The organism is Bradyrhizobium sp. WSM3983 (assembly GCF_000473045.1).
Lineage (GTDB): Bacteria > Pseudomonadota > Alphaproteobacteria > Rhizobiales > Xanthobacteraceae > Bradyrhizobium.
In genome coordinates this window covers 22,562-37,123 of the sequence record NZ_AXAY01000035.1, presented here as the reverse complement: position 1 = coordinate 37,123, position 14,562 = coordinate 22,562, and the positions used below count along the sequence as shown (strand labels likewise).

At 58.4% G+C, this 14,562-nt stretch carries 10 protein-coding genes; 3 read left to right on the top strand and 7 right to left on the bottom strand.

The window, feature by feature from the left end:
* Window positions 1–70: 70 nt before the first annotated feature.
* From YUA_RS0134945 to ald, 3 genes are all read right to left on the bottom strand, one after another.
* The gene (locus YUA_RS0134945; RefSeq protein WP_027534843.1) at window positions 71–4,033 is read right to left on the bottom strand and encodes a hypothetical protein; all 3,963 of its coding nucleotides are present in this window, start codon (window positions 4,031–4,033) and stop codon (window positions 71–73) included.
* A gap of 579 nt (window positions 4,034–4,612) precedes the next feature.
* Window positions 4,613–5,686, bottom strand: coding sequence for a trypsin-like peptidase domain-containing protein (locus YUA_RS0134940; protein WP_156947474.1), 1,074 nt, complete (start codon window positions 5,684–5,686; stop codon window positions 4,613–4,615).
* A 328-nt stretch (window positions 5,687–6,014) separates the two neighbouring features.
* On the bottom strand, window positions 6,015–7,127 hold the full coding sequence (gene ald, locus YUA_RS0134935) for an alanine dehydrogenase (protein WP_027534841.1): 1,113 nt from the start codon (window positions 7,125–7,127) through the stop codon (window positions 6,015–6,017).
* A 449-nt stretch (window positions 7,128–7,576) separates the two neighbouring features.
* Between ald and YUA_RS0134930 the strand changes: the two genes are divergently transcribed.
* Window positions 7,577–8,299 (top strand): LuxR family transcriptional regulator, encoded by a 723-nt coding sequence (locus YUA_RS0134930; RefSeq protein WP_027534840.1) that lies wholly within the window; start codon window positions 7,577–7,579, stop codon window positions 8,297–8,299.
* Between the two features lie 717 nt (window positions 8,300–9,016).
* On the opposite strand, the gene YUA_RS0134925 is transcribed toward YUA_RS0134930, so the two are convergent.
* Entirely contained in the window at window positions 9,017–9,667 is a 651-nt protein-coding gene (locus tag YUA_RS0134925) for an effector protein NopP (RefSeq protein WP_305728023.1), read from the bottom strand.
* Window positions 9,668–10,519: 852 nt separating this feature from the next.
* Here YUA_RS0134925 and YUA_RS0134915 point away from each other — a divergent pair.
* A complete protein-coding gene (locus tag YUA_RS0134915; RefSeq protein WP_027534838.1) occupies window positions 10,520–11,149 on the top strand; it encodes an acyl-homoserine-lactone synthase in 630 nt (209 codons plus the stop codon).
* A gap of 59 nt (window positions 11,150–11,208) precedes the next feature.
* The gene (locus tag YUA_RS0134910) at window positions 11,209–12,147 is read left to right on the top strand and encodes a LysR family transcriptional regulator (protein ID WP_027534837.1); all 939 of its coding nucleotides are present in this window, start codon (window positions 11,209–11,211) and stop codon (window positions 12,145–12,147) included.
* Here YUA_RS0134910 and YUA_RS49175 read toward each other — a convergent pair.
* Genes YUA_RS49175 through trbG form a run of 3 tightly spaced genes read right to left on the bottom strand, consistent with a single transcriptional unit; the run spans window position 12,114 to window position 14,503 of the window.
* Window positions 12,114–12,359: a DUF2274 domain-containing protein gene (locus tag YUA_RS49175; protein WP_084293070.1), complete on the bottom strand. Its 246-nt coding sequence runs from the start codon at window positions 12,357–12,359 to the stop codon at window positions 12,114–12,116. The two genes, YUA_RS0134910 and YUA_RS49175, sit on opposite strands and share 34 nt — an antisense overlap.
* Window positions 12,360–12,365: 6 nt before the next feature.
* Window positions 12,366–13,580: a TrbI/VirB10 family protein gene (locus YUA_RS50520; protein WP_027534836.1), complete on the bottom strand. Its 1,215-nt coding sequence runs from the start codon at window positions 13,578–13,580 to the stop codon at window positions 12,366–12,368.
* Window positions 13,577–14,503, bottom strand: coding sequence for a P-type conjugative transfer protein TrbG (trbG, locus tag YUA_RS0134900; protein WP_245285336.1), 927 nt, complete (start codon window positions 14,501–14,503; stop codon window positions 13,577–13,579). Before trbG ends, YUA_RS50520 begins: the two co-directional genes overlap by 4 nt.
* Between the last annotated feature and the right edge of the window lie 59 nt (window positions 14,504–14,562).

Below are 14,562 nucleotides of genomic sequence, written 5' to 3'. Positions count from 1 at the left end.
TGTTCTCTAGAGAACGACAGCGAGGCACCTCGCCACGTCCGTAAGCCGTTGTGCGCACCGCCCGCAATCATCACTTTGCAATTCGATGCCTGAGCCACTGGCCCACATATCGTCGAATTCGGACGTGACCAAGATCGTCGAGAACAGTCGGCGGTAGAAGCTCACTAGGTGCCAGCAATCTTTGTGCGGGATGGCCGGCGTCGAGCAACCCGAGGAGACCAAGCGCAGCCCCACGGTCACGGCTCTCCAACGCGGCGGCCCCGAGGAGCAGCAACGCGCGGTGCGATTGGGAATGTCCGACTCGCTCAAATATCTGAACTGCATCGGCGACTGGGAGATGCGCGCCCACCAGAACCGTGGCAGAGGCCGCCAGCGGCGCCGGCAATCTCATCAAGCGGTCTGCGGTGATCTTCCCGACGATTTCGAGCTCGACCGTGCTGGCGGTGCTCAATGCGTCAATGGCATCGACGCGCGGCCAACCAAGCGCCTTGTCCGCAAAGAGCGACCAAATCTGGCGTCGAATTGCCGGGCCGCAAAGCCGGGCCGCGGCGCTAAGCGCATCCCGGCGCAGCTGCGGGTCGGAGGTCTCCTTGGCCAACTCGATCAGCTTGGTTCCGCTCTCATCATCGAGCGATCCATACTTGTCTAGCGCGGCCACAGATTCGCGTGCAATCGGATAGGAGTCTGGCTCTTGATAGTGCGGCTCGGCATCCGACCATCGGTCCAGAGTGAGCCGCATGAGTATCGGAAAATGCTCCGCATGGGGCCGACTACTGAGGGCAGTCGTCAAACTGCGGCGAACCCGACTACCTTTGTCACTCGCAAGACCTAGGATCTCGTTGGGGAGCGGATTTGGTAGCTTTGATGCCAGATATTCAAGTGCCTTTTGACGCGCGTCGGCGCGATTATGGTGTAGGGCCAGCCAGACAAGAGGTTCCTCGTCAATCGCAATCGCCGCCTCCGTTGCGGCAGCTGCGTCGGCGCCGTCCTTTGCTTCCGTGAGCCATCTCTGGACAGCGCCGGCCGGCTTTGATCCACTCGCGATCATCACTGGAACGATCACACCTAGCACGGTCGACGCCGCGACAGCGACTGCAGCCTCAAGCAAGGCGAGGGCAGCTGCTCCTACCGGACCTGGCCCTTGCTTCTTGGTTTCAAACGCCTCAAGTAGTTCCCTTGCCTCTGGACAGACTTTCGCCAGTAGCGATTCTAATCGTTCTGCTTCGACACGCGCTTGAACGGCATAAATATCGACCAACAGATGAACGAACACTGAGGGTGACGCTGCAGGCGTCTCCAGGCAATTGATCAAGACTGACGGGGCCGCGGTGCACGCGCATTGTATCAGGGACCTGCGCAAGCCCTCATCATCCGGCTGCGACAAGATCCGTTCCGCCAGAAGCTTCTCCAAGGTCGCATCCCAACACTGACGCGCCGCATTCCAGCCTGCTTCCTCATCGCCGCTCTTGCGGGTCGCTTCCAGAACCGTACGTATTTCGGCTGGAGTAGCCGTAGCGTTGGCGCCAGAGACCTCCAGCGCCCAGTTCCAAGCGAAGTCTGTTAGCCGCGCGTGGTTGGCCAGATCCTGCCAGCGGCCGGCGGTACGCATGGTTTCGATGAAGGTGTCAACGAAGACACCTGATGCGTAGTCCCTATCGTCATCTTGCGAGGCGTAATATTCCTCATAACCTTTGTCGTACTCACCATCCTCAATCGCTCGCCACTCCTTGCCGGTGTTTTCTCGGCGCGATCGCCGTATGGCTGCCAGATCGTCGAGTGCCTCGATCAACACAGCCTCGTATCCCGCGAGATCTCGGACCGCGCCTTCCGCTACTGCGTCGACGTTTCGATCGAGCCCTGTCCCGATCAATTTGTGAGCGACCGCAAGGAACGCGGGTGTAAGACCAGTTGCAATCCGGTCGAGTTTGTTTACGAGGTCGCGGCCATAGGCTCCGTGGTCCTGTGGAAGCTGCTCGCGAATGAAGCGATCGGCGATACGTGCCGAGCGGGGATCAGCCGAAACTCGCTCGTACCAGTCATCGTCAAAGCTTGGCGGTTCCCAATCGTCGATAAAGAACGCACCGCCTCGTCGAACCCCTCTGATAAACCATCGCGCTAGTTCAGAGGGGATAGACCTGCTCGTGCCAACATCTGCCGCCAACTGCAGCAGGGCCTGGAAATCGGCATCAGTGTCAAGCAGGGATTCCTCGAGCCAGTTATCAATCGCGGAGCGGCTTTCGTCCCGTGCCTGGAACGTGCCGTCCATTCCCTCGATCGTCGTCCACAGATCATTGGCTGCATCCAGCGCACGTGCCGCCGTTTCCAAACCCCATGCGCGATGGGCACCCGTCAGTTCAGTGAGCGCCGTAAGAAGTGACTCGAGGGCCGCCTCACTGCGAGACCAGTTCTCCTTTACGAACGTTTCGAACCCCGCGCGGACGCTCGGGTGCGCGAATGAAACCGTACGTCGTGGCTGGCGGAGGTGGCGTGTCGCGACTAGGCGGTCGATCGTCTTTTCTAGCCCATCCGCCAATCCGGCATCGGACCTTCGCAACTGACGCTGTAGTGCGGTTAGCTGGGTGCGATCGATTTGACCTCGCGCCGCGAGCAGGCCCCATATGACGGCAGAAAGGCCGATCTCGTCGGTCGAACCGAGATACTTGACGACGACGCCCTCGACGGCATCTCGGTGGGCTAGGCCGAGCAGGCGTCGAAAGAACGCACGATCCACCTCCTCCGACCGAGGCCCGTCAGCGAGGTTGGTAAAGAATAAGTCCAGCTCAAGCGGGGTCTCCAGGGCTTCGAGCGTATCCTTTCGGAATTTAAGCGCTTTGGGCTGAAGATCGGTCGCGAGCAGGTCCATGCGCTTATCATAGATATGTGCCAGCTCCCCGTTGCTATATTGATCCGCGTTCAGCTCGATCGACCAACGCTTCAACCCGTCGTTGGCGCGGGCTCGGCCGAGCATGTCGCTGCGGGAAGTTACGACATATTGATGCCCAGGACGCGCGTCCCTCAACAAACGTGGTAGTTGCTCTGTCCAGGCTTCAGACCCGCGTCTCAGACTATATTGGCCCCAGGGGTCCTCGACGTAGAAAAGCGTGGGACCGGTATCGATCAATCGCCTGGTAATCGATGGTTCATCATTCGGGTTTACGGAGACAATATCGATTCGTCCGTCGTGCTGACGGGCCATCTCGCAAAGCGCAATTGCAGCCAGCGTCTTTCCTGTCCCGGAAGGCCCGGTGATTACGATCGCATTTCGCTTTTGCAGGAGAGATCCCATTTCATCGAAGTTCGATGGCCTGACGAACCCTACGAGTTCCGCTGCGCTGGCCAAGGATCCGCCGTGGGCGCGGATCGTTGCCAATAAATCATCTCGTGTCCAGACGCCCGGACTGGTCCCACGCATTCTGCGTCGAGCTTCTTGGCAGAGTTGTTCGCGACACTGCATCTGACGCGAGTGTGGGACGCGAAGCAATTCGCTCAATATATGGCCGATCTCCAACTCAATTAATCGTTCGGTAGCGCCGCCTCGGATCGCGATGCGTCCCTCTGGAGCATAGGGCAGTGTCGTCCTGAGTGACGGCGGAAATTCCTGTGGGTTCGGTTGCTCCTCAAAGTCGGAGACGAGTAAATTCCGGGCGACGCCTTTGGCGTCAGCGTTGGTGACCAACAGAAACCGCGCGTCCGGATCATCGAGATGATGCTTCGCCGGCGTTCTCCTCTCTCCGTGCTTTAGCAAGTTGTCGAAGTCCTCGATAGACCAGGGTTCACCCCCGCGGTACTTCACTTGGACAACGAGCTTGTAGCCGCTCGCAAGGTTCGCGCTCGGTACCACCCGGCCGGGTTGGTTGGGTGTTAGGTCCGCTTCCAGATCCTCTTCATTCGCAGGTTCTAACGTGATGCGCGTCGCCGATTTCGTAATCAGCAGCAATCGCAGCGCCGCTAGAACCGATACGTTGAGCTGATACTCGTAGCCGGCTTGGGCTGCGGTCGCACCGCTTGCTGAACTAGATGTACCTTGTGACAAGAGAGAATCTCGACCTTTCATTCAAACTGCATCGGCGAGCTCGAAAAACTTATCCATTTAGCCTGTCGCGCCGCCTCCGGGATCGTCGCGGCAACATCCGGTATAAGTTATACAAGTGTCCCGGTGCGCAAGTATAGCGATTGCCTTCCGGCCGAGGCCCGATTGAGGGCTGAAATTTCGGTCAGAACAAAATGACGGACGTCTTAGCCGAATATGCGCCCCGAGGTAGCATTGGAGGTGCCCAATGCAGCCAAAATGGTCGCCAACGGATTGGCTTAGAAGACAGCTCATTGTGGGCGTGAGAACAGCGCGGGGTACGACGCATTGGTCTATGTTGATTTGTCCGGCAGATATTCATGGCTCATAGAGTCTCGCCCACGGCCAACTTCGCTGAAGAATTGGGGAGACAGGGCCGGCGATCGGTCTCCATGCTACTCGTAACCTATGCGTCGGTGCTGTCGGTGCATTCGGTCGCGCCGTCCTTGCTTACAGACAGTCAGAGATAATCCAAAACGAGTGGTCCGGACCTGACGGCTGGTTCGAAACGTAGGGTCGCTCGCCGCCTTCCGACCGTACGCGCTATTTGCCGGAGTCCTCCTCGGAAATTACTCTACGCAGCCGGTATATGGCTTTTTTTTGCTGCGTTGCCCCACGTCCCGCTTTGAACGACGCAAAATCGTCGTGTACGAATTGAGTTGTCGCTACTGGAGATCGGGGACTTACTGACAGCGCTCCCGTCGCATCATCTCGACAAACTGCAATTCGTTCTTCGCTGCCGTCGGTAGGGATCCTGCCTTCGGCAATCAGATCGATTAATGGGCGAGAGGCGTTCATGCGTACGGGACCCATCGTGAGTCCGAAGCGGAGCTGGTGGAACAGCATCGGGTACAGTAGTGATGCAACACTCGTGGGCTGGTCGAAAAAAGCTGTTGCAGTTGCCGAATTGACGCCGACGACGACACCGTCGGTGGTCATAACAGGACCCCCGCTTTGCCCGGGAGAAATTTCTTCATCAAACGCAAAACAGGCACCCTCAACGAATCCAGACGCGAATTTTTGAGTGAAGATACGCTGCACGGTGCCTTCCACAACCGTTAGCTTATGGCTGTAGTCGCGCATCAGATTGAATTTTCCACTAGAGAGGTCGGCCAACGGGATCCTGTCTGGCTTCATCTCAGTGTATCCGATGCTCCAAACGCTACGGCCGATTTCGGGAACGTCAAAGCTCAAGCGATTGACCAATGTCGGAAATTCGCTCTGAAACTGCGGGTACCCGATCACAAGGTCGCTTGGCGGTGCAGCCTCGACGGTTTCAAGGGGCCAAAAACTGAAAGCTATGCCGCCTTCGGTCGAGCGCTGGTGAAGAAGCGAGAAGCCTGCCTCTCTGAGTTCGACCGAGGCTCGCAGTTTCTCAGTGAACAGCAAATGGTTGAGACGCTGCTCGCGCTTCCAGGCTTCGCGAACATTATGGGCGGCGGACACAGCAAAACATAATCCGCGCCCAATAGTGAATGCCGTTCCGATGGGCACCAGATGGTCATCGTGAGAAATAAAGAGCGGCAAGACCCCTTGAGAAAGAGGGTGTCCCCACGATGGTAGTTCCCATCGGCGTTGTTCCGGATCTGTCCGGTATTGCCCGATGTCGATCGTCACCGACGTTGTTTTCATTCCAAGTGCCGTGGCTCGACCTTCATGCCGAAGCGCTCATATGCGAGATGGAGTTCGCGATGGCTTCTACTGTCGATGCAAACAGTGCAGGGTTAGCTATAGCTGACTTAAGCTTATCGTGCCAGTCCGGATGGTCGACGCCCACGATGAGATTTTCGAAACACCAAGGCCGCGGTGACGGACGAGATATCCGGACGATATCCGCGCCGGCAAGGACTCGCGCACAAGGTGCCATTCCTCCCGCAAAAAAGGGCCACTCCGAAGGAGTGGCCCAAGTCAGGGAGGAAAACGCCCCCTAAGGAGCCTCTGGGGATCAGGCCGCGGCCTGGTCGATGGGTGAGAAGGGTAGGCCCAGGCTCTCGGCCACGGCCTTATAAGTTAGCCGGCCCCGATAGACATTGAGGCCTGCGCGCAAATGCGGATTTTCGAGCACGGCTGCAAATCCCTTGTTGGCGAGAGCCAAGCCAAAGGGCAGCGTGGCGTTGTTCAATGCCTGGCTTGAGGTGAGCGGGACAGCTCCGGGCATATTGGCGACACAATAATGGATGACGCCGTCCACCTCGTAGGTTGGATCCGCATGCGTCGTCGGACGCGAGGTCTCGAAGCATCCGCCCTGATCGATGGCGACGTCCACGATGACGGAGCCCTTACGCATCGAACTCAACATGCCGCGACTGACCAGCTTCGGCGCGCTGGCGCCGGGAACGAGCACCGCCCCAATGACAACGTCCGCTGCAAATACTTCCTCCTCAACGGCTTCTATGGTCGAGAACCTGGTGCGAACGCGCCCCTCGAATAGTTCGTCCAGTTCGCGAAGCCGGGGAATCGAACGATCGAGGATCGTGACCTCGGCACCCAGTCCCACCGCCATCCGTGCGGCATGCGCACCAACGACCCCGCCTCCGATCACAACGATACGGGCCGGCTGCACACCGGGCACGCCGCCGATCAACAGCCCCCGCCCGCCTGAGTAGCGCCTCAGCGCCGCACCCGCTGCTTCGATCGCAAGCCTGCCCGCAACCTCGCTCATGGGCGCAAGCAGCGGAAGCCCGCCAGCCGGACCAGTCACCGTCTCGTAGGCAATGGCGGTACATCCGGACTTCATGAGGCCCTTAGCCTGCTCCGGGTCCGGCGCCAGATGCAGATATGTGAAGAGGATCTGGTTCTCTCGCAGCTGAGTCCATTCCGAAGGCTGGGGCTCCTTGACCTTTACGATCATCTCGCTCGATGCGAATACATCGTGAGCGGACCCAAAAATCGTCGCGCCAGCCTTGCGGTACTGGTCGTCTGTTGCGCCGATGCCAGCACCGGCCGTGGTCTCGATCAGAACGCTGTGGCCTGCGGCTACATATTCGCGGACAGCCCCAGGAGTCAGACCCACGCGGTATTCGTGCGTCTTGATCTCCTTGGGAACACCGACCTTCATTTGGAATCTCCTTTTGGACGGCCCCCTTTCTAGTGGGAATCGCGGTGCAAACTTGCGAAAGTGGAGCCAAGTCGCGCTGAAATTCCGCGATTTTCTGAGCAACCACGCAGGATTTCATAGAAGCGAACGAGACCGGCACCGCAACCGTCGATGAGCAGCCGCAAATGGTGGATGACCGGACCAATTCTCGTGACGAGCGGAAACTATTTGCCACTGCGATCGCGCGGCTAGGGGACCCGCATCAAAACAATCACAAGATATCGAGCACTACTTGACCTGAACCGACTTGATCTCATCATTGGAGGCAAGCGATCAGCTTTCGCCCGCGTTCGCGCATGATCCTGAAAGACGTCCCAGGACTTGTCCGTGCGCGACGAAGTGACTCGAACCCGAATGTGAATTTGTTGATCGAGGCCAAAGTCATACGAGTGTCTACAGTGAGAAGGACAATGCGTTACGTTTTTCAAGCTTTCGTCGACCAACTCATCGAAAGCACTGACGTCGATGACCTTAGGCTTGGAATGGCCGAAACTGCCGCCGCGCTCGAGCTGTCTTCTTTCGCCTACCTCGTTTTGTCTTCCAGACCAGGTGCGCAGCCCCTTCTGATTTCGACCTATCCATCAAGTTGGACTTCGCACTACGTCCAGCAGCAGTATCATCAGTTCGATCCTGTGATTATGCAATCTGTTCGCCGGGACAAGGCCTTTGAGTGGGGCCTTGGTCTCGGACCGGAAGCACATTCGGAGCCTGCGCGTCAGCTTTTCGAGGAGGCCGCCCGATTTGGCATTCGCTGCGGCTTCACCGTTCCGATTCACGAGGGCGGCGTCGCGGTTGCCGCGGTCACATTTGCTGCCAGCGAACGAGGCGCGTCCTTTGGACGTTCCGTACGCCGGCATGCTCGTATACTTCCCTTTATAGCAACGACTTTCCATGCACACGCGCAACGTAAGCTGCGCGCCCGCGATCAGATTGATGGTGTCACGCTTTCTCGGCGGCAAATCCAATGTCTGGATTGGGCCGCTCAGGGCAAGTCGTCCTGGGAAATTGGCCGGATCATGGGCATCTCTCACCATACGGTCGCGTTTCACCTGGACAACGCCAAAGCCAAGCTGGGCGTTCGATCGACGACCCAAGCGGTCGCGCGATTTATTGCGGCTGGTCGAAAGATCTAGCACTGCTTTGGCAGGTTGTTGGATTGGGCGCTTTAAGGAGGTTTCCCAATCGATCTTTCAATGATGTTTGGATGGCCGGCTTTTGGCGGGCTGGCCATGGCGGAATGGAGGCGAATTCTAACGCTGGCTCAAGCTCTTCCTGGATGGCTTGGGTCATAGGAACCGGCAGTGGTGATCGCAGGAGCGTTCAGCCGATGGCAGATGCTTTGCTATAGGCAACTGGGATCTGTTGCTGGCCTCGCCTCAACCAACAGTGCCCGCCGTACGTCACGCCATCGCTGGTCTCATCGTTCCGGCATCGTCTTAGCGGCGTCCATACCCAGAAAACAAATCCTGGAGACGAACCTTGGCGCAAATCCATTCTGCGACCTACTTGGCGCGCCCTGATTCCTTTGGACCCGAGGTGATTCAGCACACACGGACCAGCAGAGGACAGGAAGATCTCAGTAGAGGGCCGCAATTCTAGGTCGCGGGCAAGATCGCGCCGACCCGTTCTGCACCTTCTCACGAGGCAGCGTTCCCGCCTAAATTTAGCGCGCTTGGCCGTAGCGAGGTATTCCCTATGGAGAGACCCAGGGCACATCGTGCGGCGGATGAGCAGGCGCGCTCAAGGCGCGCATTGCCGTCTCCGCGTATGGTTTGCGAGCTCTTCGAAGATCGAAAAACAGAGTAGATCGATCAGTTTCTCAATCCGCGGCGGTTTCGATCGCTCTCCGATCACATGTAGTCATCTTCATACTCGTACCCCGACCTTGCTACAATGGCATCATCGCGCTCGCCGTCCTCCGCTTTAGCCAGATAGAGTTCAGGCTTGTTTGCGCGCTGCCACTCACCTGCGCTGTTCGTTGTCCATTTGTCGGGATGCTGCGTAGGATCAAGGACCATGTTGCAGTCGTCGACTTCGACGAAGCCCAGCTTCGCCGCGCGGGCTTTCGATTCTTCACTAAGTGGAAACCATTTGAGCAACGGTTCTTCGCCCTCGCGCGCATCCCGCCTAAGTTGATGCTCGAGCAGAATGTCCCCTGCGTTCTCAACCAAGGGGTGGGCAAGCTGCAGATCGACGACGGATGTGATGTGAGTTCGCCCGGGAAACAAGTCCCTCCATCTGTCGTCGTGGAGCTCGGCCATACTGAATCCGCCTTCCGTTCGTAGCAGCGCGGCAGTTGTGTCTCCAAGTTTGTAGCTGTAGTAGCGCGCGTCCTCCGAATCTCTCGTCGTGCCGTAGTCCATTGCAGCCTCCCTGACGTTTTCAGCTCGCTTGGACACGAAATGCGAGTACTCTTGAGGATTCTTGGCGATGCGCCTTATTTCCTCATCATTTTGGAAGGCCTTTGCTTCTCTCCGAAATGTCGCCTTGTCGATCGGCACAATCGGAGGTTCGCTCACAAGCGAATAAGACTGCGCTGCAGAGGAGGAGCTAGACTCTGATGCGCCCAGGTCCATATTGGCGAACCTGTCCGCGAAATCTCCTGAATCCGATTGATCCTCGTAGGATGTCCACGAGTGTGTTGTGTCATATCCAGCAATTCGACCATACATAAGGATTCGCCCTCCTAAAGGCGCAGAGAATCTTGTGTTGATTCAGGCCGATTGGGCCACGCAGAAGTCGATAATCAGGCTTTCTGACCGCAAGCTGACGGGCTTGGAACTACAGCGAGAATATCGGCTGGTTCACGTGCTGGAGACAATCGAAGTCAGCTCCAGATACAACGCGTAATTATTCACGCTCGAAGAATTGGCTTTGAAGAGTCGGGCGGCCAGTGACCAAACGGCAATCGCTTCGCGCATGACGGATCGGGAGACCTTGTCCGGAATAGCCGTTCTATTGCCGAGTTGGACGAGCAAAAAAGACCTTCGGATGTAAACCGATGGAGTAAGGCAGCCTCAGCTGGCGGCTTTTTCATTTTGGCATATCCTCGGAGCCGGAATACAAGCACCACGGTGCGCTCATCGTGGACGGCCATGCGCCCCCGGCTCCCTTAGGCCCTCCGAACGTGGTCTCACGACTCCTCCCGAACGGATCCAGCAGATGCCTCAATCGGCAGAAGAACTGGAACAGCCGATGATCGCCGCTACGAGCTCGAACGGGTGGCGCTATGCAGCCAAAAGGTTCTGAGCTAGCCAGTCGGATCTCGTTATCACACCCTCCTTAACTGAGGAGGCTGCACATCCTCAGCAATTCGCCTTCAATACCCGCCCTGCGGCTTTGGAGGCACGATTATGATGCAGATCATCACACAGGAATTCTATGGAGCCTTTGCTGAAGACCTTTGTGAGATGCACAGACTTAGATACCGGGTTTTCAAAGAGCGACTCGCATGGGACGTTCAGACCAGCGGAGACATGGAGATCGACGAATTCGACGCACTCGGTCCCGTCTACCTGATTCAGCGATCGAGCAATTACAGCGTTCAGGGGTGCGTGCGACTGCTTCCATCGACTGGACCAACCATGTTGCGTGATACGTTTCCTGTACTGCTCGATGGGGCGCTTCTCAAAGCGAATCCTTCAGTCTGGGAAAGCAGCCGCTTCGCGCTGGATGTTGACGCTGAAGCGCGGGGAACGATGCGCGGGCTGACCAGCGCGACTTACGAGCTCTTCGCCGGCATGATCGAATTCGGCCTTTCGAGGCAGCTCACAGAAATCATCACGGTGACCGACGTCCGGATGGAGCGCATCTTGCGACGCGCCGGGTGGCCTCTGCGGCGGGCGGGCCAGGCAAGGTCATTGGGAAACACCCAAGCAGTTGCTGGCTATCTCGAGATTTCAGCAGCCGCACTATCCCGGGTCCGCGACACCGGAACACTCCGCTCACCTGTGCTCTGGGAGCCGGCGCTGAAAGCTGCGTAGAGGGTACCGTATTTCAGCCGTTTAACCTCCCAACTATTAGCGACGCTATCTCAACAGACATGTCTCATCCTGTCCAATCGACCAATATCAGTCTACATCACTTGCGATCCGCGGTCGCTGCGGCCGACTGCGGAAGCTTTCGGCAGGCCGCCGAATTCCTGGCCGTGCAGCATTCGGTGCTCAGTCGCTCGATCAGTCAATTTGAGCACCTGGTCGGAGTGGCTCTCTTTGACCGTTCGACTGGCGGGGTCGTGCCAACGCGGGCCGGGCGAACGATCCTGCAGATGTCGCGAATGATCCTTGAGCAGCTCGACACTCTGGTCGCAACGGGCCGCTCGAGCGGCCGCGGCGAGGCGGGCCACCTTTCCGTGGGTTTCTGCACCTCCATATCTGCAGGCAATCTACGTGCCACTCTCGCAGAATTCAGGAAGCGAGCTCCCATGGTCGCACTCACCACAGCCGAACAGTCACGAACGCGCCTGATGGATTCTGTTCGCATTGGCACGACCGATGTCGCCGTTGTGCCTGGAGGACGTACGCTGGCCGGTCAGAAGAGTCTGCCGGTTTGGAGCGAACGCATTCTCGTTGTGCTTCCAAAGGATCATCCTCTGCTCCCCCGCAACGTTATCTACTGGACCGATCTTCTCAACGAGACGGTTCTTCTAAGTCAACGCGATCCGGGAAGCGATATAAAGGAGCTGCTGGTTTCAAAGCTGGTTGCCAATGAGAGGCGGCCAAAGATCGAGCGGCATGATGTCAGCCGAGGCATCATCAAGAGCCTTGTCAGCTTGGGGCTTGGAATAAGTCTGGTCCTCGAAGCTGACGTGGGAGCCAACTTCACCGGCGTGGTCTATCGGGAAATCCAGGACGGTTCTGGACCAAGCCGTATAGGCTTTAACGCGTACTGGCGTAAGGACAACGAGAACCCGGCGCTTATGCTCTTCCTGGATCTCTTGGCCGAACGCTATCCTTCACCTCCCTCACCCATTGACGGGTGAGAATGACGCCGGAGCTTTCTGAACCCTCGATCAGTGGCCATAAATCGCGCCAGCATCGGCGCGATCAGCTTGGCAGGGTCGGCCGAGTGGCCCGTCTCACGCGAGAGGGTCTCGGCATAGGCAACAAGATCTCGATGCACGGACGCCGGCAGATCGAGACTGATCTTGACGGGCTTTTCATCTGGGATTGCTCCGATTTTAAGTTTTGGCATGTGCAATCACCCTCTATATGGCTCCAGAACGAGATCACGGTTGATGTTGACACGAATCGGAAACCCGGGCCGGACAGTTAATGTTGGCTGGATATTGAGACTGCGCCGAACCACTTGCTGTCCAGTTTGGTTGAGCGAATCCGCCGCGCCATGGCGCAACGCCTGAATGATCGCACTATCGTTGCTGTTGGTATCGGAGCCAGCCCCAAGTTCTGTGCCGACGGCCAGGAAGGTCGAGAGTGCGGCTGCCTTGAAGAGCTCGCCCCAATGATTGTCGACCTCGTCTTCAAGACCTGCATACCCTGACGGGTCCGCGCCGGGTTGCCGCTCGAGGACGATGGAGCGCCCGTTGGGCATGATCAGCCGCGTCCAGACCAGCAACACACGTGACTGGCCGAAGCTGATCTGGCTGTCATAGACACCTATGAGACGCGCGCCCTGCGGGATCAGCAGAAAGCGGCCCGTCGGCGTGTCGTACACGTGCGCGGTGACTTGTGCCGTGATCTGTCCCGGCAGATCGGAGCGGACCCCCGTGATCAGCGCTCCGGGAATGACCGTTCCTGCCTGTACCACATAAGGTGAAGCAGCTTTCGTGATTCGATCCGGACTCGTGGTCCGCCTGTCCACGGCAGCATTCACGAACGCAAGCTTCCGGTCCTGCGCGCTCTGCGCAGATCCATCCTCGTTGTTTAAACTCGGCGCAGCTGGGTTTGCGCGATCGACAGCTTGCCCAACGCCAACCGGATTTGAGGCCTCTCGCGCATTCGTGGAGGCAAACAGACGGCTGATGCGCGCGGCCTCTATCTCCTGGTTCTCCCGTTGCCGTTCCTGATCGGCCATACCTCCCGCGGTGCCAGCTGGCTGCCCCTGAGCAGAGAGGATCGGACGGCCAAGATCGCCTGGAAGCGGCGGTCCCAACTGTGGCACCTGGCGTGGCACCTTCGCGTAATCCTGCGGAAGCGCAGTGATACTCTCCGCAACATTGTGATGGTCAGTGCTGTAGAGCTCTTCTGGCCTGGGACCGAGTGCCTGATTTTTCTGCAGCGCCCAGAAGGTCGCACCAGCAACAAGGACTACGACCAGGGAGCTGCCGGTCAACAGGACCTTGCGCGAAAGGCGGGTCACGCGCGGGTATTCTGGCCGGAGCCGAAACAGCTCTGCCTGCTCCTGAGACGGCCGCTGCGTGCCAGCCGGTTGTTCTTCATCCTGACGGTCGGTCATGTCGAGCTCCCGTCGGTCCGAACAATTCTGACCTTCTGCTGGTGCTCTCCGCCCAGGCGGAGTTCGGCGGCTGCGAACAGCCGATCGACAATCAGCAGATTGCCATAGGCCCGATAGTTGACGATCTCGGTCGTGCCGTCGGGGCCGAGGGCAAACAGGGGCGGCATTTCGCCCTGTACGATGCCTTGCGGAAATTCGATGTAGACCTTGCGACCATCATCATAGGCCGCAATAGGCCGCCAGGGAGCGTTGTCACCTTCGATTCGATAGCGGAACCGGCGCTGCGTGATGTCGGGCAAAGCAGGTGTCAAAGGTGCTGATTGTCTTTTCCCCTGCCGATCTTGCGGGTAGTACCACGCAACCAATGGCATATAGGGCTTTTCGCGCGCGCGAAGCTCGATCAGATAGGTGCGCCGATCCGTGTTGATGACGAGATTCGTTTCGATCGACGCGCGCGTCGGCTTGACCAGGACATGGACGCGGCGGGTATCCCCGCTTCCGTTCTCGGTATCCCCGACGACCCAACGCACCGTGTCACCGGCCGCGATCGGGCCGGCCCCGACCAGCTGTTCGCCCTCCTCCAGCGCGATGTCCGTGATTTGACCCGGCGCTGCGTAGACCTGGTACAGGGCACCGGGACTGAAGCTGTAGATCTGCGCGGCGTTGAAATACCCCCGTTTCCGTGGCTGGACGCGAGCTGCACCGTTGGCGGCTTCGACCCTGTCGACCGGCTCGGATTCCTCCTTTGCCCCCGATTTGCCGCCGAGCGCCGGCTTCCAGGCGGGCGGGACGTGAAGTGGACGGCTCCGATCATCGACATCGGCTGGCGCCGGCGGCAGTGGCGGCACGTCGGCGTCATAGGTGATTTGGGGCGGAATGTAGGTCGAGCAAGCGCCAAGCATGCACGCGAGGACCGCGAGCATTGAAACGGCCGCCCTGCCCGATGACCTTGGCGAGACGCTGGTCGCGACTTGAGAGGATT

What these genes read in the sequence shown, in the direction of transcription:
- ald (WP_027534841.1), bottom strand. Translation starts at nt 7,127, where the DNA reads ATGAAGGTCGGTGTTCCCAAGGAGATCAAGACGCACGAATACCGCGTG.
- YUA_RS0134930 (WP_027534840.1), top strand. Translation starts at nt 7,577, where the DNA reads ATGCGTTACGTTTTTCAAGCTTTCGTCGACCAACTCATCGAAAGCACT.
- YUA_RS0134915 (WP_027534838.1), top strand. Translation starts at nt 10,520, where the DNA reads ATGATGCAGATCATCACACAGGAATTCTATGGAGCCTTTGCTGAAGAC.
- YUA_RS0134910 (WP_027534837.1), top strand. Translation starts at nt 11,209, where the DNA reads ATGTCTCATCCTGTCCAATCGACCAATATCAGTCTACATCACTTGCGA.
- YUA_RS49175 (WP_084293070.1), bottom strand. Translation starts at nt 12,359, where the DNA reads ATGCCAAAACTTAAAATCGGAGCAATCCCAGATGAAAAGCCCGTCAAG.
- YUA_RS50520 (WP_027534836.1), bottom strand. Translation starts at nt 13,580, where the DNA reads ATGACCGACCGTCAGGATGAAGAACAACCGGCTGGCACGCAGCGGCCG.
- trbG (WP_245285336.1), bottom strand. Translation starts at nt 14,503, where the DNA reads ATGCTCGCGGTCCTCGCGTGCATGCTTGGCGCTTGCTCGACCTACATT.